This window comes from Herbaspirillum sp. GW821-FHT09A12 (assembly GCF_059418325.1).
The window spans coordinates 1-26,521 of record NZ_JBWKPR010000010.1 but is presented as its reverse complement, the minus strand read 5'-3'; the positions used below and the strand labels follow the sequence as shown (position 1 = coordinate 26,521).

Annotated in this window: 23 protein-coding genes and 1 pseudogene; 15 read left to right on the top strand and 9 right to left on the bottom strand. The window is 60.4% G+C overall.

Going from position 1 to position 26,521, the window contains the following annotated elements:
- From AC07N6_RS18270 to AC07N6_RS18245, 6 genes and pseudogenes are all read left to right on the top strand, one after another.
- Window positions 1-244 (top strand): annotated as a pseudogene (locus AC07N6_RS18270) (hypothetical protein); the annotation flags it as partial.
- Between the two features lie 358 nt (window positions 245-602).
- The gene (locus AC07N6_RS18265; RefSeq protein WP_494782919.1) at window positions 603-1,670 is read left to right on the top strand and encodes a hypothetical protein; all 1,068 of its coding nucleotides are present in this window, start codon (window positions 603-605) and stop codon (window positions 1,668-1,670) included.
- Between the two features lie 484 nt (window positions 1,671-2,154).
- A complete protein-coding gene (locus AC07N6_RS18260) occupies window positions 2,155-2,667 on the top strand; it encodes a hypothetical protein (RefSeq protein WP_494782918.1) in 513 nt (170 codons plus the stop codon).
- Window positions 2,668-2,905: 238 nt separating this feature from the next.
- The gene (locus AC07N6_RS18255; RefSeq protein ID WP_494782917.1) at window positions 2,906-3,157 is read left to right on the top strand and encodes a hypothetical protein; all 252 of its coding nucleotides are present in this window, start codon (window positions 2,906-2,908) and stop codon (window positions 3,155-3,157) included.
- A 232-nt stretch (window positions 3,158-3,389) separates the two neighbouring features.
- The gene (locus AC07N6_RS18250; RefSeq protein WP_494782916.1) at window positions 3,390-4,304 is read left to right on the top strand and encodes a PoNi-like cognate immunity protein; all 915 of its coding nucleotides are present in this window, start codon (window positions 3,390-3,392) and stop codon (window positions 4,302-4,304) included.
- A 124-nt stretch (window positions 4,305-4,428) separates the two neighbouring features.
- Window positions 4,429-4,695: a hypothetical protein gene (locus AC07N6_RS18245; RefSeq protein ID WP_494782915.1), complete on the top strand. Its 267-nt coding sequence runs from the start codon at window positions 4,429-4,431 to the stop codon at window positions 4,693-4,695.
- A 160-nt stretch (window positions 4,696-4,855) separates the two neighbouring features.
- Here the strand turns inward: AC07N6_RS18245 and AC07N6_RS18240 are convergent, their stop codons facing one another.
- Window positions 4,856-5,074 (bottom strand): hypothetical protein, encoded by a 219-nt coding sequence (locus AC07N6_RS18240; RefSeq protein WP_494786269.1) that lies wholly within the window; start codon window positions 5,072-5,074, stop codon window positions 4,856-4,858.
- A 114-nt stretch (window positions 5,075-5,188) separates the two neighbouring features.
- Here AC07N6_RS18240 and AC07N6_RS18235 point away from each other — a divergent pair, with 114 nt between their 5' ends.
- Window positions 5,189-5,875 carry an HAD family hydrolase gene (locus AC07N6_RS18235; protein ID WP_494782914.1) on the top strand — a complete coding sequence of 229 codons (687 nt, stop codon included), beginning with the start codon at window positions 5,189-5,191 and terminating at the stop codon, window positions 5,873-5,875.
- Here the strand turns inward: AC07N6_RS18235 and AC07N6_RS18230 are convergent.
- From AC07N6_RS18230 to AC07N6_RS18195, 8 genes are all read right to left on the bottom strand, one after another.
- A complete protein-coding gene (locus AC07N6_RS18230) occupies window positions 5,872-6,651 on the bottom strand; it encodes an AraC family transcriptional regulator (RefSeq protein WP_494782913.1) in 780 nt (259 codons plus the stop codon). The genes AC07N6_RS18235 and AC07N6_RS18230 overlap by 4 nt on opposite strands.
- Before the next feature lie 344 nt (window positions 6,652-6,995).
- The gene (parC, locus tag AC07N6_RS18225; protein ID WP_494782912.1) at window positions 6,996-9,311 is read right to left on the bottom strand and encodes a DNA topoisomerase IV subunit A; all 2,316 of its coding nucleotides are present in this window, start codon (window positions 9,309-9,311) and stop codon (window positions 6,996-6,998) included.
- 50 nt (window positions 9,312-9,361) lie between these two features.
- Window positions 9,362-11,362 (bottom strand): DNA topoisomerase IV subunit B, encoded by a 2,001-nt coding sequence (locus tag AC07N6_RS18220; protein ID WP_494782911.1) that lies wholly within the window; start codon window positions 11,360-11,362, stop codon window positions 9,362-9,364.
- A 252-nt stretch (window positions 11,363-11,614) separates the two neighbouring features.
- Window positions 11,615-12,967 carry an amidase gene (locus AC07N6_RS18215; protein WP_494782910.1) on the bottom strand — a complete coding sequence of 451 codons (1,353 nt, stop codon included), beginning with the start codon at window positions 12,965-12,967 and terminating at the stop codon, window positions 11,615-11,617.
- A 104-nt stretch (window positions 12,968-13,071) separates the two neighbouring features.
- Window positions 13,072-13,749, bottom strand: coding sequence for a DUF2848 domain-containing protein (locus AC07N6_RS18210; RefSeq protein ID WP_494782909.1), 678 nt, complete (start codon window positions 13,747-13,749; stop codon window positions 13,072-13,074).
- 85 nt (window positions 13,750-13,834) lie between these two features.
- Window positions 13,835-15,151 (bottom strand): MFS transporter, encoded by a 1,317-nt coding sequence (locus tag AC07N6_RS18205; protein WP_494782908.1) that lies wholly within the window; start codon window positions 15,149-15,151, stop codon window positions 13,835-13,837.
- Between the two features lie 365 nt (window positions 15,152-15,516).
- Window positions 15,517-16,461 (bottom strand): LysR family transcriptional regulator, encoded by a 945-nt coding sequence (locus AC07N6_RS18200; protein WP_494782907.1) that lies wholly within the window; start codon window positions 16,459-16,461, stop codon window positions 15,517-15,519.
- 87 nt (window positions 16,462-16,548) lie between these two features.
- Window positions 16,549-16,749: a hypothetical protein gene (locus AC07N6_RS18195; RefSeq protein ID WP_494782906.1), complete on the bottom strand. Its 201-nt coding sequence runs from the start codon at window positions 16,747-16,749 to the stop codon at window positions 16,549-16,551.
- A 128-nt stretch (window positions 16,750-16,877) separates the two neighbouring features.
- Here AC07N6_RS18195 and AC07N6_RS18190 point away from each other — a divergent pair, with 128 nt between their 5' ends.
- The 8 genes from AC07N6_RS18190 to AC07N6_RS18155 all read left to right on the top strand — a co-directional run bounded on the left by AC07N6_RS18190 (window position 16,878) and on the right by AC07N6_RS18155 (window position 26,320).
- Window positions 16,878-17,831 carry a MurR/RpiR family transcriptional regulator gene (locus AC07N6_RS18190; RefSeq protein ID WP_494782905.1) on the top strand — a complete coding sequence of 318 codons (954 nt, stop codon included), beginning with the start codon at window positions 16,878-16,880 and terminating at the stop codon, window positions 17,829-17,831.
- Complete coding sequence (locus AC07N6_RS18185; protein WP_494782904.1) at window positions 17,828-18,907, top strand: isoaspartyl peptidase/L-asparaginase family protein; 1,080 nt, start codon at window positions 17,828-17,830, stop codon at window positions 18,905-18,907. The genes AC07N6_RS18190 and AC07N6_RS18185 overlap by 4 nt, the downstream gene beginning before the upstream one ends.
- Window positions 18,908-18,933: 26 nt before the next feature.
- A complete protein-coding gene (locus tag AC07N6_RS18180; protein ID WP_494782903.1) occupies window positions 18,934-20,787 on the top strand; it encodes a dipeptide ABC transporter ATP-binding protein in 1,854 nt (617 codons plus the stop codon).
- A 137-nt stretch (window positions 20,788-20,924) separates the two neighbouring features.
- Window positions 20,925-22,469, top strand: a complete 1,545-nt coding sequence (gene gsiB / locus AC07N6_RS18175; RefSeq protein ID WP_494783047.1) for a glutathione ABC transporter substrate-binding protein GsiB — start codon at window positions 20,925-20,927, stop codon at window positions 22,467-22,469.
- Between the two features lie 86 nt (window positions 22,470-22,555).
- Window positions 22,556-23,476: a glutathione ABC transporter permease GsiC gene (gene gsiC / locus AC07N6_RS18170; RefSeq protein WP_494782902.1), complete on the top strand. Its 921-nt coding sequence runs from the start codon at window positions 22,556-22,558 to the stop codon at window positions 23,474-23,476.
- A 44-nt stretch (window positions 23,477-23,520) separates the two neighbouring features.
- Window positions 23,521-24,423, top strand: coding sequence for a glutathione ABC transporter permease GsiD (gsiD, locus tag AC07N6_RS18165; protein ID WP_494783046.1), 903 nt, complete (start codon window positions 23,521-23,523; stop codon window positions 24,421-24,423).
- The gene (locus AC07N6_RS18160) at window positions 24,423-25,451 is read left to right on the top strand and encodes a DmpA family aminopeptidase (RefSeq protein ID WP_494782901.1); all 1,029 of its coding nucleotides are present in this window, start codon (window positions 24,423-24,425) and stop codon (window positions 25,449-25,451) included. The genes gsiD and AC07N6_RS18160 overlap by 1 nt, the downstream gene beginning before the upstream one ends.
- A gap of 20 nt (window positions 25,452-25,471) precedes the next feature.
- Window positions 25,472-26,320, top strand: a complete 849-nt coding sequence (locus tag AC07N6_RS18155; protein ID WP_494782900.1) for a M55 family metallopeptidase — start codon at window positions 25,472-25,474, stop codon at window positions 26,318-26,320.
- Window positions 26,321-26,521: the final 201 nt, after the last annotated feature.

The window sequence follows — 26,521 nt, the reverse complement described above, 5'->3', positions numbered from 1 at the left end:
TACTTACAGATTGCTTCATCCCAAAAACTACGGACAATACTGGGAAAAGCCAGGCGTAACCAAAGAGGAATGGCAGAGAGATTGGGGGGCGTGTGGAGGAGGGCAAGATGGCAGATATGGCGTTTATAAAGTCCCAGGGATGCGCGACGTTGATTTTGATAGGGCGTATAAGAAAGAGCGTGAGAGACTAGACACTTGTATGCAACAAAAGGGCTACCAATTCAACAATACCAAGCCCTATTGATCCCGCAACACAGTGGCAATAATGTCCGCCCTGATCATCGCGGCCGGTCGCGATATCAGCATCTAATTTAAGAAAAACGCCCCTTGATCATCAATCAAGGGCGTTGCTTCAAACATCGTCAGAATCTCAACCCTCGGCCCGCACCCCCTCCGCCTTGATTCTCAACTCCAACATCTTCCCCTTACGCGCCCGCTTGCCGATATGCACACCCAGCGCGGCCGCTGACAACGACACTTCCTGCGCCTTGCCGCCACGGCCGATGCCGTAGATGACGACATCCTTCTGGCAATACCAACTTCCAGCTTACGGCCCGTCGAGTCTGGCTGAATTCGAATATGATTGATAAACGACTCACTGCTTGAATGGCTACAATTTACCGCCGCAGGTCAGGGAAACTGGGGAGGTGTTTGCTGCCCCTGCGTCCGTGGCCCCCGATGCCTTGAGTTCAAATATGAATTTTATTGACATGAATCACAGTTGGATGACAGAAAACGCTATCGTTAAACTCATTGATGGGGAGTTCCCAAGTCGGGAGTTGCGATGGTCTGAAAGCCTGGACTGTCTACGCCGTTATGCGCAAGGAGAGAACCCCTTCAAAAGCGCTGAGGATAGAAGTCTTCCCGCTAGTCCGCCATTTTTTCTCGCTGTTGCCCAGTCGATGACCTGTGCTGGGCGGGATCAGGCAATCGCGATGCGCAGCATGTTTTCAGGACGGGACGATTGGATTTCGCCGCTGAGTAAAGCGACCGCCTACACATACTGGCGAGTCCGTTTAGAAAATCGATCTAAGCGATCGGCATTGGGGATGTCGCTGCGAGTTCCTGTGGAAAGCATGACCGATTGCTTGGCGTTGGGGTGGATGGAATATGCCGAAGAACTTGTGCGCGAGGTTCAATGCCTATACCGCGAACAGCGTTACTTCGATGTTCAGGGAAAGTATTCCCGCCCTTTGTATCACTGGATATTAAGAATTGCCTTTGACTATTGGCACTGTGAGTTCGATGGTTGGGGACGGGGGCCTCAGAACGGGGGCGGGAATATATACGCTACGGGTGAGTGTTTTGGCGAGCCGATGCTCAATGAACTCTTTGATATTTGGCGCGACTCCGATTTGGAGTCTCATCAGGATAAGCTTGCATGGTTATGTGATTACTACGTTCTTCGAACGCAAGAAAAAGAGGGCTTGGAGTTTAACAACGATCTGATGCATACCCGTTTTCCTGCAGTGATCTTAGCCTGGTTTCGTTTTCGTGAGTGTCTGGGACTGAAAAATCCAAGGATAGAGCATCCGTTAATGGCGCCTCTATACACATTGCTTCCAACGCAGCAGCCGTTCTATAACGATCCATTGCTAGACCAAGTAATTGCGCGTGTGCAACGGGAGGAGTTCCCTGATCTAGGAAAAACGCCGGGGGGGCGGGGCTAGTGACGATGAGGGACGAATTTCACGAAAGTCCAATAGTTGGCTGAGCAGGTTGCTACGAGGGTAACGGCGAGACATCACTACGTCTTGATGGCCGTTATCGATGGCAGCGTGAAAGGCTGCGCGGCGTGGTTCGCGCAGAACATGGTCGTCAATTACGTGCAGTAAAAGAGGGCGAGAAGAAGTCGTTCTTAGTGAATTGAATGTGCCACTCACTAATCGTATGAAAAACGGTTCCTGGATTTATTCGGGAGCCGTTTTTCGTGGCTTCAGGCACACAGTCGTGAGTAATATGTCACTTGATTGTGCGTTGACACATATCAACGCGAAGCAGATGTAGATTGCAATTCCCTACGGAATTAACTGACATTTTCCCCGCAAGAGGAAAAGATTAAAAAATCCGAGGCGGTCAGATTCATTTCATTTTGTCTCCGCAGAATAGGACGAGTGCTTTTAAATATGTGGCTAACAGTGGAAAGGCTTTGCCATGAAGAAGGTTTCTTCTTTCACGCTTCATAATGATCGTGGGCTTTCAATTCTGGCGAAAGACCTTCTTCAATGGAGAAAATTTTATCCTAATGAGAAAACAGATATTTATGGCCCTGTGATTTCGTATAGCTGGCGTGTGGGTGAAGAGTTGATATGTCTGGAAAGGGCGGATATTGGAAACGATTGCTTTCTTTGCATGCTTCCAGATGCCTCTGGATTTATAGGTATTGAGGATCAATTAGAGTCAGATCAAAACGCAGCCTTATTTGATGCATACGGAAAAGAACGATTACGTCTTACTGTGCCGGGGCATCTAAGTAATTTATCTAACACCTCTCTACAGAATTCGTCAGGATTTTTCATCAACATTAGTCACCCTTATGCCAATCCAAGTAACGGGGAAATAGGGAAATTTGGAGTCATAGCTTGGATAGAGCAAGCGGGAAAATATTATTTTGAGTTGAATTTCGTGACTGGACAGTTTTTATGGGGAAGAGAAATTCGAGACTAATTCGGAAGCTCTTGGAAGTACTAGACGATACGGTAATTTGTATCGTGACGGGATGGTAGGGCTGCTCTCGCAAGAGTTGATGACTTCAAGCAGCGTTGTGATTAAGGCCGTCGGAGGCTCAATCCATGTAGCCAGTCACAAAAAATCGGACATGCCATTTCTTGGTTCGAAGGGGGAGGCTTAGGAAAAATTGGGGAAATAGTCGGGGGGGAGTTCCAAAGAAAATGGAGGGAAATAAATGAATCCAAAAACATCCTTTGAACTATTGAAATGGACTTATTTCGTAATTTTATTTTTAGTTGGAACAACGTTAATTGTATTGATCGGAGAATTTTTAGCTGCTCCTTTATTGCGCTGGCTATTTGATGGCACTTCGTATGTGCTCCCTAGTTGGGGTCGTGCTAAAAGTTGGGCGCTAGGCATTTTATTCATAGGATTCTTTGCAGGGACGCTAAGTTGGTATTACGAAAAGCGCAGTTCTGGTCGTTAAACTTTTTGTCTTTATGCTTGAAATAAACTAAGGTGAATCGCCCCGGCTGCATTAGGTACTTTTCAGCCTGTTGAAATACTGCTCAAGTAGTTCGGCGGAAATGGCTGGCAAGCCTACCGGACTTGCTTTCGGTTTGCGGGACATATTCACTCCTTGAGGACTTGTTATGCCCTAAACACGAAATTTCTGACAGGCCACCGCAGCAAGCTTCCAGTCTTTTAGTGACAAATTCATGATTCGATCGCAACTTGGGAATGTTTCTTATTGGGATGAGTGGTGCTTGTATAGTGAGGAGCACATCATTCGTATGGAAAAGCAACTGTCGGAACCATCTGGTGATCCTAGTTACCGGCCGCAGTATGTTTTTAAGCTGATGCAAAAGCACTATGAACAAATACTACGCCGCTATTCCCGCGGAGATGATGTCCGAGAGTTTGAGCAATACTTTCCTCAGATGCTGGATGCTTGGGAGGAATCCGAACGCTTGGGAAAAAACGTATGGACTGAGCAACAGCAATACACTCGTCATGCATGGGCAGTGAACCTTGACCACTACATCGTGTGCTTCTGGCTAGTGGGGTTGGCCCTGACATTGGAAATTCCCGATGATCAATGGCAACGCTTGATCGCCCTGATCGGGAATGAGGGGGAGGATGCCTTGCTGGATAGGGTAATTGCGTCTCGACAGCCGGGGCGCAAGATCAGCTCCAGATTGTGTCATCCCAAGCCGTACCAGCGGTTGCTTGACGCGGTGAATGCCCCTAAGGATGAACAAGCGAAGCTGTTGTTGGCCTTCGTGGACAAGTGGTACGCCGAATTGGATCGCCCACTTAAGAAAGGCTTATCCGAGCAGACGGCCAGGTATGAGCGTCCATATTGGCATCGTTACGGCGACCAGAATTTCGAAGGGGGCGCGTATTTCGGTCGTTGGTGTGTGGAAGCCGTGGCAGCCGTCAAAGCTTTTGGTATTGATGATGGCTTGTGCCTTGGACATCCGAATTATCCGGGCGATTTATTGCGCCCCGATGGCCCTACGACGCATCCTTTATTGCCGCAATCTGATCACACTGTCGAGACACGTCGAGGCGAAGAGACAACGACCAAAAGCAAATATAGATGGTTCACTCAGCTATTCGGCAAGCAGTAGTTTTGCTAGCGCACATCGCTTTCGAAGCTACAGAATGTGTTTAAGGGATTCAAATCGGCAGATGAAATAATGCGCTTATGACGGGCGTTGATTGGTCCTTGTCTTCTGAGAGGAGTAAATGTTGATGGATAGTTTGCTTAAGGAGCGAGCTAGAAAACTATGGGGAATATTGGAACGAAGAAATAAAGATGAGCCAATCATGAAGGAAGCTGTAGAAATTATTGAACCTATGATCAATTTAGCCTTGTCAACTCAGGTGGGCTTACCGGATAGGCTACCGAGTTTTTTTTGGGGTATGCATGATTGGGAGTTTTCAGCTCATTATCTAGACGATACAGAGCTTTTGAATGCGTTGGGGGATTTTGAGGACTCATTAAAGACTCATCATTAAGATCGAGTTTTGGCTTTATGTAAACGGACGATTGGCAAGAACTGAACCAAATGGATTTGGGCAGTAATCGCGTGTCGCAAGTGCATGAAAAAACGGCTCCTGAATTTATCCAGGAGCCGTTTTTCTTGGTCTCAGGCGCGCAGTAGCTAGTCGTCTCAGGCTACGCTTCCGTGCGCAACCCCGCAGGCTTCAGCCTGGACTCCAACGCCTTACCCTTACGCGCCCGCTTGCCAATATGCACACCCAGCGCGGCCGCCGACAACGACACTTCCTGCGCCTTGCTGCCACGGCCGATGCCGTAGACGACACCCTTCTGGCTGATTTGACCAAAATTGGAGCCGTTTTCTGTGCAATTCACCACGCTTGTCTCATTCGGCATAGTTTTTGTCGCGGGACAAGAAAGCCAGCTTCCCGGCGAGACAGTACACTCAGAATAATTTCCCCCTTGGCTGCTATCCCGGAGTCTTTCTAACACCAACAATTCATTGGGAACATGAGTAAAGACTGCATACTCGTTCTAGATATCGATGGAACGCTTACCAATTCAATTCAATTGCATCAAGAGGCCTTATTGGGAGCGATGCAGAAACTCGGTCTGGAAAACTTGAACACAGATTGGGGTTCTTACCCGCAGCATACCGATACTGGAATTTTTTCTCATGCGATGGCTGAACATGGAATGCTGACAGTCTCTGATGAGCAGGCGCAAAAATTCGAGATTGACATGGAAGAGAGATTCGTACGCCTCCTTGCCAATCGAGAAATGGATGAAATTCCGGGCGCACGGGCGTTAGTGAGGCACGCCTCTCAATCGCGATGGGGGGTTGTATTTGCAACGGGCGGCATCAGGGCGGTGAGCCGCAAGAAGTTGGATGCGGTGAACATCGCGTACAAAAAGGATCTACTCGTTACGTCTTCCGAATACCAGTCCAGGGTGGATTTGGTCGCGGCCGCAGTGAAGTGTGCGAAAGATCATTACGATATGCCCGAACCGAAACAGATTATTTCAGTGGGCGACGGGCTATGGGATCTGACCACAGCAAACAAACTTGATCTCAGTTTCGTTGGAGTAGGAAACCCAGGCTCGGCATCCGAAGCGCAGCTTCTGGCAAATCAGGCGATAGTGTTCGCAGACTTGTATCAAGTTTCTTCCTATATCGAATCACTCCGCATCGGTTAGTGCCTGCTAAGGTACTGGCGCGGGGTCACTCCCATCACTCGCCGGAACATCCTGGAAAATGCGCTGGGAGTGTCATAACCAATATCGCCGGCAACTCTTGTGATGGGTGTGCCCGTTGCCAGAAGGGAAATCGACGCCAGCAAGCGCATCTGCTGGCGCCAGTCTCGGAAAGATATTCCGAATTCCGATTGGAAGAGTCTTACCAATGTGCGGCTTGATGCACCTACGATATCGGCCCAATCTTGCAAGCTTCTTTCGTCAGCCGGCGACGAATAAACACTGTCAAAAATACGCTTCAGTCGCGGATCTTGGGGTAGATGAATTGAGAATCGTGATCGATTTTTCCAATCAATCTCATGCAAGATCAACTGAGCGACAAACTCGTCACGTCCCCCTAAGTCATATTCCATTGGCATTTCAACTGCGCGAATAATCAGCTCTCGTAGTAGCGGAGACACTCGGATGACAGTGGGTTTTGTTGGCGCGGTTGTTATGCAGCAACTGGTGTCAACATACAGCGTACGCAGATTAACATTTCCTCGCATCCGCGTCTCGTGGGGAGTGTCCCCGGGAATCCACAACGCTCTTTGTGGCGGTATCACCCATAGAGCACCTGGCGTCTTTACTTCCATGGCGCCAGAAATCGCATAAAGAAATTGAGCCCGTGGGTGACTATGCGCACGACTCACGTGGCCATCGGGATATTCCTTTCCCATTGCGCCAATAGCACGTGGTAAGGACTGGTAGTCAATGTGATCCGGGCTTTTAATTTTCATTTGATCCCTGCTTTGATACGGCCGTCTGGTGCTGCACTGACGAGACAAAAATTCGCCTCGCCTTAAATTCCCGCATGGAATTTTATCTTGGCTGCTAGTCCGTTCTAGTAGGACGTGACTATCAACCGGAGCTATTTCAAATTAATCCGGCCCGAAAAAATCGGGCAGGTCAGTGGCAAAAAAGATGAAAATGGGAAAACAGAAGATGGATTTCTGTAGCGTGTTTTTTTCGAGCGGCAGATCGAAATTCAACCGACTATCGGCTAATCGGATAGCCCAAGAAAAACGCCCCCTAACTATCAATCAGGGGGCGTTTCTCCAAACATCGTCAGAATTTCAATTTTTCAATCCTCGGCACGCAACCCCGCAGGCTTCAATTTAGACTCCAACGCCTTCCCCTTACGCGCCCGCTTGCCGATATGCACGCCCAGCGCGGCCGCTGACAACGATACTTCCTGCGCCTTGCCGCCACGGCCGATGCCGTAGATGACGACACCCTTCTGGCTGATCGCTTGCGCGCCCAGGAGCTTTTCGTTCTTCTCCAGTTCCATCAGGTTCACGCCGCGTCCGCCGGAAGACAGGGTTTTCAGCTCGTCCAGGCCGAACACCAGCAGGCGGCCGTTGCCGGAGAGGCAGGCCACGGCGCCGGCGTCAGCGGCTACCGTGCGCGGGGCCAGGGGCAGGGCGCCTTCGTCCAGCGTGAAGAAGGCCTTGCCGCCCTTGACGCGGCCGAACATGTCGGAGGCCTTGGCGACAAAGCCCACGCCGGCGTCGGAGGCCAGCAGCAGCGTGGTGTCGGCCGGGCCGGCGTAGTAGTGCAGGATGTTGCTGCCGCTGGCCAGTTCGACCAGCGTGGTGACGGGCACGCCGTCGCCGCGCGCGTTGGGCAGGCCATTCACGGCGATCGTGTAGACCCGGCCGTTGGAGCCGAAGGCCAGCAGGTTGTCGACCGTGCGGCATTCGAAGGCGCCGTACAGGCCGTCGCCGGCCTTGAAGGTGAATTGCGCGGCGTCGTGGCCGTGGCCGGTGCGTGCGCGCACCCAGCCCTTTTGCGAGATGATCACGGTGACCGGTTCGTCGATCACCTTCTGTTCGAAGGTGGCGCGTTCGGCTTCTTCGATGATGGTGCGGCGCTCGTCGCCGTATTGCTTGGCGTCGCCTTCGATTTCCTTGATCACCAGCTTCTTCATCGAGGCCGGGTTGTCGAGCAGGTCTTGCAGCGTGCTCTTCTCGCCGCGCAGTTCGGCCAGCTCTTGCTGGATCTTGATCGCTTCCAGGCGCGCCAACTGGCGCAGGCGGATTTCCAGGATGTCTTCGGCCTGGCGGTCGGACAACTTGAAGGCGGCGATCAGCGCGGGCTTCGGTTCGTCGGACTCGCGGATGATCTTGATGACCTTGTCGATGTTCAGCAGCACCGCTTCCCGGCCTTCCAGGATGTGGATGCGGTCGTTCACCTTTTGCATGCGGAATTGCGTGCGGCGGGTGACGGTTTCAAAGCGGAAGCCGATCCACTCGCCGAGGATGTCGGCAAGGCCCTTCTGGCGCGGGCGGCCGTCGCCGCCGATCATCACCAGGTTGAGCGAGGCATTGCTTTCCAGCGAAGTCTGGGCCAGCAGCGTGTTCATGAACTCGGTCTGGTCCTGGTTCTTGGACTTGGGTTCGAACACCAGGCGCACCGGGGCTTCGCGGCCGGATTCGTCGCGCACGGCGTCGAGCAGGCCGAGAATGGCGGCCTTTTGCGATTGCTGCTCGGGCGTGAGCGTCTTCTTGCCCAGCTTGACCTTGGGGTTGGTCAGTTCCTCGATTTCTTCCAGCACGCGCTGGGAGGAGACGCCCGGCGGCAGTTCGGTGATCACCGCCTGCCACTGGCCGCGCGCCAGGTCTTCGATCTTCCAGCGTGCGCGCACCTTGAGGCTGCCGCGGCCGCTCTGGTACATCTCGGCGATGGTGGATTGCGGCGTGATGATCTGGCCGCCGCCGGGGAAGTCGGGGCCGGGGATCAGCGCCATCAGTTCGGCATGGCTGATCTTCGGATTGCGGATCATCGCTACCGCCGCCCTGGCCACTTCGGTCAGGTTGTGCGAGGGGATTTCGGTGGCCATGCCGACCGCGATGCCGGAGGCGCCGTTGAGCAGCAGGAAGGGCAGGCGCGCCGGCAGCAGCTTGGGCTCTTCGGTGGAGCCGTCGTAGTTGGGCTGGAACTCCACCGTGCCCATGTCGATCTCGTCGAGCAGCAGCTTGCTGATGGGCGTCAGGCGCGCTTCGGTGTAACGCATCGCCGCAGCGCCGTCGCCGTCGCGCGAGCCGAAGTTGCCCTGGCCGTCGATGAGCGGATAGCGCAGCGAGAAATCCTGCGCCATGCGCACCAGCGCGTCGTACACCGACTGGTCGCCGTGCGGGTGCAGCTTGCCCAGCACGTCGCCCACCACGGCGGCGGACTTGCGCGGCTTGGCGGTGGCGTTCAGGCCCAGCTCGTTCATCGCGTACAGGATGCGGCGCTGCACCGGCTTCTGGCCGTCGGCGACGTCGGGCAGGGCGCGGCCCTTGACCACCGAGATCGCGTAGTCGAGGTAGGCGCGCTCGGCGAAGGTCGACAGCGTCAGCGAGTCGCCGTCCGGCGGGGGCGGGGTCTGGTCAAACAGGTTGGCTTGTTCGGTCATGGAGCTCTGCTAATAATCTGTATTCAGTCGGTAATGTCGGGGCAGGGCGATCAGATGTCGGCCTCGGCCTCATTGCCGTGTTCCTCGATCCATGCCCGGCGCGAGGCGGCTTCGCCCTTGCCCATGAGCATGGTGAAGCGCTCTTCGGTACTTTGCACGCCGGGTTCGCCAAAGCCGATCGGCAGCAGGCGGCGGGTGTCGGGGTTCATGGTGGTTTCCCACAACTGTTCGGCGTTCATCTCGCCCAGGCCCTTGAAGCGCGAGATGCCCCAGGCGCCTTCCTTCAGGCCGTCCTTGCGCAGCTTGTCTTCGATGGCCTCCAGCTCGCCGTCGTCCAGGGCGTACAGTTTTTGCACCGGCTTCTTGCCGCGCGCAGGGGCGTCCACGCGATACAGCGGCGGGCGCGCCACGCAGATGTTGCCGTTTTCGATCAGCTTGGGGAAATGCTTGAAGAATAGCGTCAAGAGCAGCACCTGGATGTGCGAGCCGTCCACGTCGGCATCGGAGAGGATGCAGATCTTGCCGTAGCGCAGGCCGGTCAGGTCGGGCGTGTCGTTGATGCCGTGCGGGTCGACGCCGATGGCTACCGCGATGTCGTGGATTTCGTTGTTGGCGAACAGGCGGTCGCGTTCGGTTTCCCAGGCGTTCAAGACCTTGCCGCGCAGCGGCAGGATGGCCTGGAACTCCTTGTCGCGGCCCATCTTGGCCGAGCCGCCGGCGGAGTCGCCCTCGACCAGGAACAGTTCGTTGCGCGAGACGTCGGAGGATTCGCAGTCGGTCAGCTTGCCGGGCAGGACGGCCACGCCGGACGACTTCTTCTTCTCGACCTTCTGCGCCGAGCGCAGGCGGCTTTGCGCCTGCTTGATCACCAGCTCGGCCAGCTTCTTGCCGTAGTCGACGTGATGGTTCAGCCACAGCTCCAGCGCCGGGCGCGAATAGCCGGCCACCAGGCGCACGGCGTCGCGCGAGTTCAGGCGTTCCTTGATCTGGCCCTGGAATTGCGGATCCAGCACCTTGGCCGACAGCACGAAGGACACGCGCGCGAAGACGTCTTCGGCCAGCAGCTTGACGCCCTTGGGCAGCAGCGAGTGCATTTCGGCGAAGCTCTTGACCGCCGAGAACAGGCCTTCGCGCAGGCCGGATTCATGGGTGCCGCCGTTGGAGGTGGGGATCAGGTTGACGTAGGACTCGCGCACCACGGCGCCTTCCTCGGTCCAGGCCACCACCCAGGCCGCGCCTTCGCCCTCGGCGAAGCCTTCGGCATCGCGGCCGGCGTACTGTTCGCCTTCGAACAGCGGGATCAGCGGTTCGCTGTTGCTGGACTGGGCCAGTTGCTCCATCAGGTAGCCGCGCAGGCCCTGGTCGTATTGCCAAGTTTGGGTATCGCCGCTCTTGGCGTTGACCAGCGTGACCTTCACGCCCGGCAGCAGCACCGCCTTGGAGCGCAGCAGGCGCTGCAGCTCGCCCAGCGGAATGGTGGGCGAGTCGAAATATTTGACATCCGGCCAGACGGTGACGCGGGTGCCGGATTTCTTGTCGTCGCGGCCGGCCGGGCGCGACTTGAGCTGCTCGATCACGTCGCCGCCGGAGAAGGCCAGGGTGTGTACGGCATTGCCTTGCTCATCCTTGCGCCAGACGGTGATTTCCAGGCGCGTGGATAGCGCGTTGGTGACCGACACGCCGACGCCGTGCAAGCCGCCCGAGAACGCATAGGCGCCGCCCGAACCCTTGTCGAACTTGCCGCCGGCGTGCAGGCGGGTGAACACGATCTCGACGGTGGGCACCTTTTCTTCCGGGTGCAGGCCGACCGGGATGCCGCGGCCGTCATCCTCGACGGCGACGCTGCCGTCGGCATTCAGGGTGACGATGATGCTCTTGCCGTAGCCGCCCAGCGCTTCGTCGGAAGCGTTGTCGATGACCTCCTGGATGATGTGCAGCGGATTCTCGGTGCGGGTGTACATGCCCGGGCGCTGCTTGACCGGTTCCAGGCCCTTGAGGACGCGGATCGATGATTCACTGTAATCGGACGGGGATGTTTTCTTGGTTGCCATGCAGGTGAGATTGGGTCTGGTCGGAGAGCGGCCGCAAATCAATGTGTAGCCAAAATGACAGCACATGCCGGCCTTGAGAACCTGTCAGAGAGCCTGCGGCATGCGGTGCCAACTGCGCATTCTAATGAAAATTGCGCCAAGCAGAAAATTGCTTTTTGGAAATGAGGTGTTTTTGGCGGCCGGCACGCGGCTGCGAGGGCGGTGCGCCGCCGTCGGCGGACGGCGGCGCGAGGGGAGGCTGGCGTGCGGGTATCAGGCCGCCAGCAGGCTTTCGACCGCCCGCGCGATCGACAGCAAACGGCGGTCCTGGCCGCCGGGCGCGGCCAGCGACAGGCCGACCGGGGCGCTGCCGGGCTGCTGGCAAGGCAGGGAGATGGCACAGCCGTCGAGGAAGTTGATCAGCGTCGGGTTGCGCAGGATCAGGCCGTTGGCGGCGTAGTAGGCGTCGTCGCTGGCTTGCAGGTCGGCGATCCTGGGCGCCACGACCGGCACGGTCGGCATCACCAGCGCGTCGAAGCCGTCCAGCTGCGCTTCGGTGTTGGCGATCCAGCGGCGGCGGGCGTGGATCACGTCCAGCAGGTCGGCCGCGCCCATGTCCTTGCCGCGCAGGATGCGCGAGACCACGCGCTGGTCGTAGCCTGCCTTGTTTTCGGCGATCAGCTCGCGGTGCCAGGCATAGGCCTCGGCGGCGGTGAAGCCGCCCTTGGCGTTGATCGCGGCCAGTTCGCCGAAGGCCGGCAGCGGCTGTTCGACGATCACGGCGCCGGCGGCGGAAAGCTTGGCCAATGCCGCCCGGTAAGCGGCGGCAACCTGCTCGTCCATGCCGTCCAGCACCACATTGGTCGGCGCCAGGAGGCGCAGGCCGCGCAGCGGATGGGGGATGGGGGCGGCGTAGTCTGCGCCGGACAGCACCGCGTCCATGATGGCGCAGCACTCGACCGAGGCGGCCAGCGGGCCGATCGAATCCAGGTATTCCGACAGCGGCAGCACGCCCTTCATCGATACGCGTGAGGCCGTCGGCTTGAAGCCGGTCAGGCCATTGAAGGCCGAGGGGATGCGCACCGAGCCGCCGGTGTCCGAACCGATGGCGGCAAACGCCATGCCGTCGGTGACCGAGACCGCGGCGCCCGAGGACGAGCCGCCCGGGATGCGGCCGCCATCCACGTCGCGCTGCCAGGCATTCTTCGGGGTGCCGTAATGCGGATTGATGCCCAGGCCGGAATAGGCGAACTCGGTCATGTTGGTCTTGCCGATCACGATGGCGCCGGCGTTGAGCAGGTTCTGCACCACCACCGAGTTGGCGGCGGCGGCCGGTTTGCCGCGCAGCACCACCGAACCGGCCAGCGTGGTTTCGCCGGCCACGTCGAACAGGTCCTTGACCGAGACCGGCAAGCCATCGATAGGCGAGCGGGCGAGGCCGGCCGCGCGCAGCGTGTCGGACGCTTGCGCGGCGGCGCGCGCCTGGTTGGCGTAGACGCTGGTGAACACGCGCGCGCCTTCGCCGTTGGCGTCGGCGATCTTGGCCAGCGCCTGTTCGGTCAATTCAACGGAAGTGGTGCGGCCAGCCGTGAGGTCGGCGGCGAGTCGGGAGAGTGTGGGGAGCATGGTCGGCATTGTCGTGCAGTCGATGGAGGGGGAGAGTGTAGCGCACCAGGCGGGCTGTCGTCCCCGCGCAAGCAGGGACGACATGAATGGCACAGGCCGATGAATCAGGCCACTTCAGCCAGCGACTGCGCCACATAGGCGTGGCGCAGCGAGCGGCCGCGACGCGGGTCGAACAACTCCATGGTGAAGGAGGCCGCCGGGCGGATGCCGCCGATGGCGCCGACCGTGCCGCAGGTCATGCCGCAGCCTTCGGGCAGCACGGCGCTGCCGTCGGTGAAGCGGGCGATCAGGTCGGCCGGCGTGCGCAGCGAGGACAACGGCCCTTCCTGGTACAGCACGGTGGAACCGTTTTCTTCGATCCAGGAGCGGATCACCAGCTCGTCCCAGTACTCGGCCACGTCGGCCAGCTTCCAGGCGCCGGTGCCGACCGGCTTGACGCAGGCCTGCTTGGAGAAGGCCACGCTGTGCGCTTCCAGCTTGCGGTCGGTGTGGTCGGAGGCGATCGAGACATACAGCTCGCCGCCGGCGTTGAAGACGAAGGTTTCGACTTCGCCGGAGGACTCAACGCCCAGCACCTGCACGTCGTTGGCTTGCGTCAGTTGGTTGGCCGAGACGCGGTAGAACAGCGGCACCGCGCTGGGGCGCGAAATGCCCAGGGCTTCCAGTTCTTCGATGTGGTGTTCGATGGCGGCCATGTCGCGGCCGGCCCAGCCGGCGATGACCAGGGTGTGGATGTCGGCGCTCACGGCGCCGTTGTCGGGGAGGGAGAAAGAGAGCTTCATGGCGGTCACTTCAATAACGATTGCGTGAATCAAACGCCGGAACCGAGCGGCTCCGGCGGGGGAAAGCTGAAATGCGGGAGGCGGCTTACTGCTTCTTGACGAACACCACCACCAGGAAGCTGGCGAGGAATTCGAGCGCGGCCACGAAGTACAGGCCGGAGGACAAGGAGCCGGTGCTGGTCTTGAGCGCGCCGATCATGTACGGCGCGACGAAGCCGGCCAGGTTGCCGATCGAGTTGATCAGCGCGATGCCGCCGGCGGCCGCGGTGCCGGCCAGGAACGCCCCGGGGATCGACCAGAACACCGGGAACGCGGCCAGGATGCCGATCGCGGCGACCGTCAGCGAGCACAGGGCGACGGCGGCGTTGCCCAGCGTCAGGCCGGTGGCCACCAGGCCGATACAGGCGATCAGCGTGGCGATGGCGCTATGCATGCGGCGCTCGCCGGTCTTGTCGGAGTGGATGCCGTTCCACACCATGGCCAGCGTGCCGGCGATGAAGGGGATGGCCGAGATCAGGCCGATCTGCAGGTTGCCCTTGATGCCGATCTCCTTGATGATCGACGGCGCCCAGAAGGCGATGGTGGCGTTGCCGCTGACCACGCAGAAGTACACGGCGGCGCAGATCCATACGCGGTAGCTGGCGCAGGCGTCCTTGAACGAGAAGTGCTTGCCGGGGGCGCTGTTCTCGGCGGCCAGGGTTTGCGTCACGGCGGCTTTCTCGGCGTCCGACAGCCACTTGGCGTTGGCCGGTTTTTCCGGCAGCCAGGCCAGTACCGCGAAGCCTGCCAGCAGCGAGGGAATGCCCTCGATGATGAACAGCCACTGCCAGTTGGCCAGGTGGCCGACGCCTTCCATGCCGCTCATGATGAGGCCGGCGATCGGGCCGCCGACGGCGCCGGCGATGGCGAACGAGGTCATGAACAGGCCGTTGACGCGGGCCCGGCGCTGGGCCGGGAACCAGTAGGTCAGGTACAGCACCACGCCGGGGAAGAAGCCGGCTTCGAACACGCCTAGCAGGAAGCGCAGGATGTAAAAGCTGGTCGGGGTGGTGACATAGGCCATCGCCATCGAGGCCAGGCCCCACAGGATGGTGATGCGCGCCAGCGTCTTGCGTGCGCCGATCTTTTCCAGCAACAGGTTGCTGGGCACTTCGAACAGGAAGTAGCCGATGAAGAAGATGCCCGCGCCCAGGCCATAGACGGCTTCGGAGAATTGCAGGTCCTGCAGCATCGACAGCTTGGCGAAGCCGACGTTGACGCGGTCGATCCAGGCCAGCACGAACAGGAAGACCAAAAACGGGATCAGGCGCCAGGCGATCTTGCGATAGGTGGCATCCATCGCCGACAGGTTGCCGCCGGACTGGGCGCCCGGATCGAGCGCGGCGGATGTGGAATAAGACATGAACTACCTCCCTGAGTTATTGAGCCTCGGCCGGCTTGCGGCGGCCGTGTAAGTGTCTGGATAAAACCGTCTGGACTATTGCTGGCTGCCCGGCGCTGCTGTTGTTGTTGCCTGGCGCATGCGATGAAGGCATGGCAGGGTGCCGGTTGCGAACCCGTTTCATTGTGAAGCGTGAAGCGGGTTGTAATTCAGTATGGGGAGTCGATGCAGACGCTGTCCAACAAGAAAATCTGAACAGGAGTGATTGAAAAATCTTATGAGCAAAAGTGGGCCGCGCGATGCGCCACGATGGTGCCCTGCGGCAAAGGTCCAACGCGTGCCGCGTAAATCATTTACGCAGGCGGAGCGGCGGCGCTTTCAGCCGGTCAGGCAGTGCTGCCGGCGGCCGGCGGCGAGGGCAGGCGGGCGATCTCGTGTCCCCAATTGAGTGCGAAGTCGGACGCCGTTTCCTGTGCGATACGGGCCACGGTTTCGGTCAGCGGATTCTCATGGTCTGAGCGGAAGCAGGCGATCAGGGCCAGCGCCGGGAACTCGGTATCGACCCGCAGCAGGTGCAATATCTCTTCATTCAGCTCGCGCTGGATGATGGCCGGCGGCACCGCTGCGATGCCGAAACCGTCGGTCACCAGCCGGATCATGGTCGCCACCGAGGCGATGCAGTTGATATGCAGGTTGCCGCGTTCGCTGCTGGAGAACATGCGCTCGATCACCGCATGCGGGCCGGAGTTGCGCGCGAAGCTGACTACCGGGAAGGCCGCCAGGTCGGACAGCGTCAGCGTCTCGCTGCCGATGTCGAGCTTGGGGCTGCCGACCCAGCGCATCGGGAACTCGCACAGCGCGATGTTGCTGACCTGCGGGCCGATCACCGGTTCGGCCTGCAGCACCAGGTCGAGGTTGCCTTTGCTGAACTGCTCGTGCAGGTGGATGGTGGTGTCGCTGGCGATTTCGATCTGCAGGCGCGGGAAGGTCTTGTGCAGGCGGCCGAGGAAATCGGGAAACCAGCTATGGACGATCGATTCGATGACGCCGATGCGGATCACGCCGGCATAGACCTGCTTGTCGGACATGTCGTCCTTCATCTCGCGCATGAGCTTGACCATGCGTTCGGCATACACCAGCGCCTTGCTGCCGTCGGCGGTCAGCGCCACTTCGCGCGCGCTGCGGTCGAACAGGCGTACGCCGAAATCCTGTTCAAGCGAGGCGATGCGGCTGGAGACGGCGGCTTGCGTGGTGTGCAGGCGTTCGGCGGTGAGCCGGAAATTGCGCAGCTTGGCCAGCCAGACGAAGGTTTCTAGGAAGCGGATATTCATGGCGCTGGAGTTGGCTGGGTGACGGGAAGGAGGGATGCGGGGCAGGCGAAATCGTTTTGCCGCCATGCGCTCGCAAAGGAGCGTATTTTATCCATTGCCGCTGGTTTTTGGATGTTCTCGTTTTTGGTGCGGCGCGATAGAAAAAGCATCTATAACAGTGCATCTCGAAGGATTTTTAGGGTATTTCTGGTGCAAATATGGATATTCTATTTTTGAAAGTATTTTTTCTTTACTCTCAAATAAAATGAAAATATATTTACATTTTTCTTGAGCGCCGGAGACTGCCATCTGTCTCCGGGCAAGTGGCCAGTAAATAGCCAGTAAGTGGCGAGTAAGTGGCCAGTAAGCGCCTCAAGGCATCGATAAAAACACTTTCATGGGGCAGGCGGACTGTGACGCAACAGCCGAAAAACATCATGCTGCAAGGCGCGGGCGCCGTGGCGCAGACCGTGGGCAAGCTGTATCCGCAATTGTCCAAGTCGCATCGCAAGACGGCCGACTATGTGCTGGGCAATCCCTTCCGCGCCGCCACCATGACCATTGACGAGCTGTCGGAAGCGGCCGGCATCTCGGTCGCCACCGCCAACCGTTTCGCCCATGCGCTGGGCTTTGACGGCTACGCCTCGTTCCGCGCCGCGCTGGTGTCCGATTTCGCCACCACGCTGGCGCCGGTGGAAAAGCTGCGCAACGAAGTGCAGCGCCCGGCCACCAGCGCCGAGATCATGGCCGCCGCCTTCGAGAACGACATCCACAACATCGAGGCCACCCGCCGCATGCTCTCGCCCGCGCAGTGTGAGCAGGCGGTGGACATGATCCTGGCCGCCGAGCGCATCTTCATCACCGGCTTCGGCGCCTCCGCCTATCTGGCCGGGCTGATGGCGCATGCGCTGGAACCCTATGTGCGCACCGTGTCGTCGGTGGCGCTGGCCGGCGGGCCGTCGCAGGCCGGCCGCCAGTTCTTCAAGCTCGACAGCCGCGACCTGGTGATCCCGATGGTGTTTCCGCGCTATGCGGCCGATACCGTCTGGCTGACCCAGCGGGCGGTGGAGAAGGGCGCGAAAATCCTCGCCATTACCGATGTGCCGGGCTCGCCGTTGGCGCCGCTGGCCGATGTGACGATCTTCGCGCAGACCGACCGCAAGCTCTCGCCGACTTCCGATGCGGCGGCGCTGATCCTGATCCAGGCGTTGTGTGACGCGGTCGCGCATCGCGCCAGCCGCTCGGTGCAGGCGGCCTCGCAGATGGCTGAATTCGTGCTGCCGTGGCTGTACCTGCCGCAACAGCAGCGCCCGGGGACGACGCCGGTTGGCAAGTCCGCCAGGCCGGCCGGCAAGGCCGCCGCCAAACCGAAAGGAAAGACGAAAGCATGAACACTCCGGTCATCGCCATCCACGGCGGCGCGGGCACGATTTCCCGCCACTCCCTCAGCGCGGAAGAAGAAGCGGGTTACCACCAGGCGCTGGCCGACATCGTCGCCGCCGGCCAGGCCGTGCTCAACGCCGGCGGTTCGGCGCTGGAAGCGGTCACCGAGGCGGTGCGCCTGCTGGAGGATTGCCCGCTGTTCAACGCCGGGCATGGCGCGGTGTACACCAGCGAGGGCAAGCATGAGCTGGACGCCAGCGTGATGAGCGGCATCGACCTGGCCGCCGGCGCGGTGGCCTGCGTCACCCATATCCGCAACCCGGTGCTGGCCGCGCGCGCCGTGATGGAACAGAGCGAGCATGTGCTGCTGGTCGGGCAGGGCGCGGAATCCTTCGCGGCCAGGCATGGGGTGGAGATGGTCGAGCCCGGCTATTTCCATACCGACGCCCGCCATCAGCAGTGGCTGCGCGTGCGCGGGCAGGCCAAGGCGATGCTCGACCATGACGCCGCTTCCTTCGCCTTTGCCGGGCAAGAGGGCGAGGGCGGCCATGAAGGCAAGCAAGGCAATAAAGAAAAGGCGCCGCTCGACCCCGACAACAAGTTCGGCACCGTGGGCGCCGTGGCGCTGGACAAGTTCGGCAACCTGGCCGCCGCCACCTCGACCGGCGGCATCACCAACAAGCAGCCCGGCCGCGTGGGCGACTCGCCGCTGATCGGCGCCGGCTGCTATGCGTCCAATTCGACCGCGGCCGTGTCGGCCACCGGCACCGGCGAAGCCTTTATGCGCACCGCAGCCTGCTACGACGTGGCCGCGCGCATGGCTTATGCCGGCGACACGCTGCAACAGGCGACCGACAATGTGGTGTTCCAATTGCTGCCGATGGTGGGCGGGCGCGGCGGCCTGATTGCGCTGGATGCGCAGGGCAACCTGGCGCTGCCTTTCAATACCGAGGGCATGTATCGTGCTTACGGGCGTGGCGAGCTTGCGCCGGTGACGGCGATATATCAGGCTGGGCAGTCTGAGCAGTCTGAGCAGTCTGAGCAGTCTGAGCAGTCTGGGCAGCCTGAACAGGCTGGGCGCTGAACGGCGCCGAGCGGGAGAAAACAGAAATGCAACAGCCACAACGCGTGCTGGATGTCAGCAACCTGAGCGTACGTTTTTCCACCTCCGAGCGGACGGTGGAGGCGGTACGCGGCCTTTCATTCCATGTCGACCGCGGCGAGACCCTGGCCATCGTCGGCGAATCGGGTTCCGGCAAGTCGGTGTCGTCGCTGGCGATCATGCGCCTGATCGAACATGGCGGCGGCAAGATCGTCCAGGGCGGCATGCAGTTCCTGCGCCGCAACGGCCAGTCGCTCGACCTGGCCGGCGCCGACAACGCCACCATGCGCAGCATCCGCGGCGCCGAGATCGCGATGATCTTCCAGGAGCCGATGACCTCGCTCAACCCGGTATTCACCGTCGGCGAGCAGATCGCCGAATCGATTCGCCTGCACCAGGGCAAAGGCCATGCGGCGGCGCGGGCCGAGGCGCTGCGCATGCTGGAGATCGTGCGCATTCCGGAAGCCAAACGCGTGTTGGACCGCCATCCGCACCAGCTCTCGGGCGGCATGCGCCAGCGCGTGATGATCGCCATGGCCTTGTCGTGCAAGCCGTCGCTATTGATCGCCGATGAGCCGACCACGGCGCTGGACGTGACCATCCAGGCGCAGATCCTGCAACTGATCCGTTCGCTGCAGGAAGAGATGCAGATGGGCGTGATCTTCATCACCCACGACATGGGCGTGGTAGCCGAAGTGGCCGATCGCGTGGTGGTGATGTGCCGCGGCGAGAAGGTCGAGGAAAACGAGGTGAAGAGCATCTTCGCCGCGCCTGTCCATCCTTACACCCAAGCCTTGCTTGCCGCCGTACCCCGCCTGGGTTCGATGCGCGGCACCGACAAGCCACGCCGCTTCGGCATCGCCGCCGACGCCGAAGCCCAGCCGCAAGCCATCACCGCCGAACTGCAAGGCCAGCAAGAGATCGCCGGGCAGCGCCAGCCGATCTTGAAGGTGCGCGACCTGACCACCCGTTTCGACGTCAAGAGCGGCATCTTCGGCCGCGTCAGGCAACGCGTGCATGCGGTGGAAAAGGTCAATTTCGATTTGTATGCGGGCGAGACGCTGGCCATCGTCGGCGAGTCCGGTTGCGGCAAGTCGACCACCGGGCGTTCGTTGCTGCGGCTGGTGGATATCGCCGGCGGCCGCGTCGAGTTCGGCGGGCGCGACCTGGCGCAATTGCCGCGCTCGGAGTTGCGCCACCTGCGGCGCGATATCCAGTTCATCTTCCAGGACCCGTTCGCCTCGCTCGACCCGCGCATGACGGTCGGCTATTCCATCATGGAGCCGCTGCTGGTGCATGGCATGAAGGAGGGCGCGCGCGAGCGCGTCGATGCCTTGCTCACCCGCGTGGGCCTGACGCCGGAACACGGCCAGCGCTATCCGCATGAATTCTCCGGCGGCCAGCGCCAGCGCATCTGCATCGCGCGCGCCCTGGCGCTGAACCCCAAGATCGTGATCGCCGACGAGTCGGTGTCGGCGCTGGACGTATCGATCCAGGCGCAGATCGTCAACCTGATGCTCGATCTGCAGGCTGAGTTGGGTATTTCCTTCATTTTCATCTCGCACGACATGGCGGTGGTGGAGCGCATCAGCCACCGCGTGGCGGTGATGTACCTGGGGCAGATCGTCGAGATCGGCCCGCGCCGCGCCATCTTCGAGAACCCGCAGCATCCGTATACCCGCAAGCTGATGGCGGCGGTGCCGGTGGCCGACCCGACCTTGCGCCAGCCGGGCAAGAAGCTGATGACCGACGAGATTCCCAGCCCGATCCGGATGGTGGGCGACGAGCCCAAGGTGGCGCCCCTGAAAGAGGTCGCGCCCGGCCACTTCGTGGCTACGCATAGTATTGCCGGCGCTTTCTGAGGGCCGGCTGGTTCCATGGTTTTTGTGTTGTCGATGCAGTCTTAATCACTCAGTCAATTCACGCAGTCAATCCACGCAGTCAATTTACGCAGTCACTGATCAGGAGAGAAAAAATGACTACAACCACAAAGAAGGGCATGTCCGTCGCCAAATGGCTGGTGGTCGGCACATTGGGCGCCACCCTGCAGTTCGCCGCCGCCCATGCGTTCGCCGCCAAGACGGTGACGATGGCGGTGTATTCCACCTTCACCACGATGGATCCGTACGACGCCAACGATACGCTGTCGCTGTCGGTGGCCAAGTCCTTCTACCAGGGCCTGTTCGGTTTCGACAAGGACATGAAGCTGATCCCGGTGCTGGCCGAAGGCTATCTGGTCAGCAAGGATGGCCTGGAGTACACCATCCGCCTCAAGCAGGGCGTGAAGTTCCATGACGGCACCGCCTTCAAGGCCGACACCGTCAAGGCCGTGTTCGACCGCGTCACCAACCCGGACAACAAGCTCAAGCGCTACAACCTGTTCAATCGCATCGCCAAGACCGAAGTGTTGAACGACTACACCGTCAAGATCGTCCTCAAGGAACCGTTCTCGGCCTTCATCAACGTGCTGGCGCACCCGTCGGCGGTGATGATTTCCCCGGCGGCGCTCAAGCAATACGGCAACAAGGACATCGCTTTCCATCCGGTCGGCACCGGCCCCTTCAAGTTCGAGGAGTGGAAGCAGACCGATTACGTGAAGGTGACCAAGTTCGACGGCTACTGGAAGCAGGGTTATCCCAAGGTCGACGAGATCCTGTGGAAACCGGTGGTCGACAACAATTCGCGCGCGGCCATGATGCAGACCGGCGAGGCGCAATTCACCTATCCGCTGCCATATGAACAGGCCGACCTGCTCAAGAGCAAGGGCAACCTTGACGTGATTGCCGGGCCATCGATCATCCAGCGCTACATGACGATGAACGTCAGGCAAAAGCCGTTCGACAATCCCAAGGTGCGCGAGGCGATCAACTACGCCATCAACAAGCAGGCGCTGGTGAAGGTCGCTTTCGGCGGTTATGCCGTGCCGATGGAAGGCGTGCTGCCGCAAGGGGTGGACTACGCCTACAAGAGCGGCCCTTGGCCGTATGACGTGAAGAAGGCCAAGGCGTTGCTGGCCGAGGCCGGTTATCCGAACGGCTTCGAGACCGAACTGTGGTCGGCCTATACGCACACCACGGCGCTGAAGATAATCCAGTTCCTGCAGCAGCAGCTGGCGCAAGTGGGCATCAAGGTCAAGATCCAGGCCCTGGAAGCCGGCCAGCGCGTGGAGCGCGTGGAAAGCGCGCAGAATCCGGACACCGCGCCGGTGCGCCTGTATTACATGGGCTGGTCGTCTTCCACCGGCGAGGCTGATTGGGGCCTGCGTCCGCTGCTGGCTTCCGAGTCTTTCCCGCCGCGTTTGTACAACACCGCGTACTACAAGAGCGACAAGGTAGACGCCGACATTGCCCAGGCCCTGACCGTGACCGACCGCAAGGAAAAGGAAGCCTTGTACAAGGATGCCCAGCAGGAAATCTGGAAGGATGCGCCGTGGGCCTTCCTGGTCACCGAAAAGCTGCTGTATGCGCGTAACAAGAACCTCAAGGGCGTGTACGTGATGCCTGACCAGGCCATCGAGTTCGAAAACATCGAGCTGACCAAGTAATGCGCTAGTTGAATGAGAAGTACGGGGCGGCCATGTGCCGCCCCTGCAAGCAATATCCAAGGTTTCGATCCACCAGCGAGAGCTTCATGTTTTCCTATGTCATCAAGCGCCTGTTAGGCCTCATCCCCACGCTGCTGCTGGTGGCGGTATTGGTATTCCTGTTCATCCACCTGCTGCCGGGCGACCCGGCGCGGCTGGCGGCCGGCCCCGAGGCGGACGAGCAAACGGTGGCGCTGGTGCGCGCCGACCTCGGCCTGGACAAGCCGCTGCCCGAGCAATTCATCAATTTCTTCGTCAACGCCGCCCAGGGCGACTTCGGCAAATCGATCCGCACCAAGCGCCCGGTCTCCGAAGAGATCGGCGCGCGTTTCTGGCCGACCTTGTGGCTGACGCTGGTGGCCATGGTCTGGGCGGTGCTGTTCGGCCTGGTCATCGGCATTTCCTCGGCGGTGTGGCGCAACCAGTGGCCCGACCGCTTGGGCATGACGCTGGCCGTATCCGGCATTTCCTTCCCGGCCTTTTCGCTGGGGATCTTGCTGATGCAGATCTTCTCGGTGCAACTGGGCTGGCTGCCGACGGTGGGCGACGACACCTGGCGCCACTACATCCTGCCTTCGCTCACGCTGGGCGCGGCGGTGGCGGCGGTGATGGCGCGTTTCACGCGTTCCTCCTTCATCGAGATCCTGCAGGAGGATTTCGTGCGCACCGCGCGCGCCAAGGGCTTGTCGGAGAAGGTGGTGGTCATCAAGCACTGCCTGCGCAATGCGCTGATCCCGGTGGTCACCATGATGGGCTTGCAGTTCGGCTTCCTGCTGGGCGGCTCGATCCTGGTCGAGGTGGTGTTCAACTGGCCGGGCATGGGGCGCCTGCTGGTGGACGCCGTCGAGATGCGCGACTACCCGGTGATCCAGGCCTCGATCCTGCTGTTCTCGCTCGAATTCATTTTCATCAACCTGGTGGTGGACGTGCTGTATGCCGTGATCAACCCCAGTATCCGTTTCAAGTGAGGTAAGCCGTGTCTCTGTCCAATGCTCCCATTTCCGAGACCGGCGTGCCGTTGCCGCCGCCCGACCCGTCGGCGGTGGCCGCCGCCTCCGGCCAGAAGATCCGCACGCCGTGGCGCGAGTTCTGGCGCAAGTTCAGGAAGCAGCACCTGGCGATGTATGCCGGCGGCTTCGTGCTGTTCCTGGTGCTGCTGGCGATCTTCGCGCCGCTGATCGTGCCTTTCGATCCGGAAAACTTCTTCGACTACGACGCGCTCAATTCGCCGCCGACCTGGGCGCATTGGTTCGGCGTCGATGCGCTGGGGCGCGACATCTTCAGCCGCATCATCGCCGGCACCCGCATCTCGCTGGCCTCGGGTTTCCTGTCGGTGGCCATCGGCGCGGTGATCGGTACGGTGTTCGGCTTGCTGGCCGGTTACTACGAGGGCTGGTGGGACCGCATCACCATGCGCATCTGCGACGTGCTGTTCGCTTTCCCCGGCATCCTGCTGGCCATCGGCATCGTCGCCATCCTCGGCGGCGGCATGCTCAACGTCATCATTTCGGTCTCGGTGTTCAGCATCCCGGCCTTCGCGCGGCTGGTGCGCGGCAATACGCTGCAGCTCAAGAACCTGACCTATATCGAAGCCGCGCGCAGCATCGGCGCCTCCGACATGACGATCATGTGGCGCCATATCTTCCCCGGCACGGTGTCGTCCATCGTGGTGTATTTCACGATGCGCATCGGCACTTCCATCATCACCGCCGCCGGCTTGTCTTTCCTTGGCTTGGGAGCGCAGTCGCCCACGCCGGAATGGGGCCTGATGCTCAACGAGTCGCGCGCCGACATGATCACGTCGCCGCACATCGCACTCTTCCCCAGCATCGCCATCTTCCTGACCGTGCTGGCGTTCAACCTGCTGGGCGACGGCCTGCGCGACGCGCTCGATCCCAAGATCGACCAGCGCTGATGGATGCGCCGCATATCGGCCGGCTCGCCGCCGGCCCGCGCAACAGTATCGCCGACGTCGAGGGCGTGACGGTCGGCCATTGCACGCTGGATGACGGGCCGGTGCAGACCGGCGTGACGGTGGTGTCGCCGCATGGCGGCAACCTGTTCACGCACAAGCTGCCGGCGGCGGCGGTTGTCATCAACGGCTTCGGCAAGAGCGCCGGGCTGATGCAGCTGGAAGAGCTTGGCACGCTGGAAACGCCGATCGCGCTGACCAATACCTTTGCCGTCGGCGCCATCGTCACCGCGCAGATCCGCCATGCGCTGCAGGCCAATCCGGAGATCGGCCGCAGCCAGCCCACGGTCAACCCGCTGGTGATGGAATGCAATGACGGCTACCTCAACGACTTGCATGCCTTCGCCGTGCAGGAGGAGCATTTCCGGCAGGCGCTGGCGGCGTTGTCCGCTGACGTGCCGCAAGGCGCGGTGGGGGCGGGGCGCGGCATGTCCAGCTTCGACATGAAGGGCGGCATCGGCAGCGCTTCGCGCATTGTTGCCATCGGTGCCGGCGACAATGCATTCACCGTGGGCGCGCTGGTGCTATCGAATTTCGGCAAGCTGCCGGATCTGATCCTGGACGGGCAGCCGCTGGGCCGCGCTTTGGCCGTTGCCGAACCAGCGGACCAGGCGCCCGAGAAGGGTTCCATCATCATGCTCCTGGCCACCGACGCGCCGCTCGACGCGCGCCAGTTGAAGCGCCTGGCCACCCGCGCCGGCGCCGGCCTGGCGCGTACCGGTTCGGTCTACGGCCACGGCAGCGGCGATATTGCGCTGGCCTTTTCCACCGCCCAGCCGATCGAGGCCGGCAGCGAGTGCCTGAACATGGCGCTGCTGCAAGACCATCTGCTGGATTCGCTGTTCCATGCCGCCGCCGACAGCGTCGAGCAGGCCATTGTCAATGCGCTGTTCGCCGCGCAGACCGTGCGCGGCCGCGACGGCCGCGTGCGTGAATGCCTGCGCGAGCGGTTGGCGCGGCTGCCATCCTGATTGATTTTTCGGACCACAACATGCATACCGTCAAGCGCGCCAACATCTTGGTTTCGGTCGATATCGAAGGCGTTGCCGGCGTCTTCCATCCCGAGCAGACCCGTCCCGGCAATGGCGAATACGAACGCGCGCGGCGCTGGATGACCGAAGAGGCCAACGCCGTCATCCGCGGCGCGCTGGCTGCCGGCGCGGCGGCCGTCAAGGTCAACGATTCGCACGGGGGCTTTCGCAACCTGTTGCCCGACTTGTTGCTGCCGCAAGCGCGCATGGTGCTGGGCAAGCCGCGCGTGCTGGGGATGATGGGCGGCGTCGACCAGGAGGTCGATGCGGTGATGCTGGTGGGCTACCATTCGCGCGCCCAGGGGCGCGGCATCCTGGCGCACACCACCAACAGTTTCGCTTTCGCGCGTGTCTGGCTGGGCGGGCAGGAAATGGGCGAGGCCGGCTTGTATGGCGCACTGGCCGGCGAGCATGGCGTGCCGGTGATCTTCGGCAGCGGCGACGATGCTTTCGTGGAAGAAAACCAGCCGCTGTTTCCGCATGCGGTATTTGCCGAAACTAAAAAAGCTTACGGCGCCAACAGCGGCGACACGCTGTCGCCGGCGCAATCCTGCGCGCTGCTGGAAACGCGTGCCAAGGAGGCGGTGGCGCAATGGCTGGCACAGCCGTCGGCCATGCCGTCGCTCGTCTTGCCCGGGCCGCTGCGCTGCCGGTTGCAGGCGCAGAGCGTGGCGCTGGCCGATCTGTTCAGCCAGTTGCCTATTCTCGGGAGGGTGGATAACGTCACGGTGGAGTTTGATGCGCCTACGGCTGAATATGCGGTGCGGGTATTGAATAGTCTGTCGGCGATGTCGGCTATGTTGCGTTGAGTGGCGTTACTTTTTGTGTTTTGTGGTGCACGTAATTGTGTGCTTGCTGAATTGTTTTTTTGGTAGTTTGATCTTGCTACTTATTGGTGTACTGGCTCTATGCTTTTCTTTCTCCGGTCGAAGCGGAGCGCCGGGGGCGGCCCGGCAGCCGCTCACTTTCTTTGGCCCGCCAAAGAAAGTAAGCAAAGAAAGGCGGCCCCT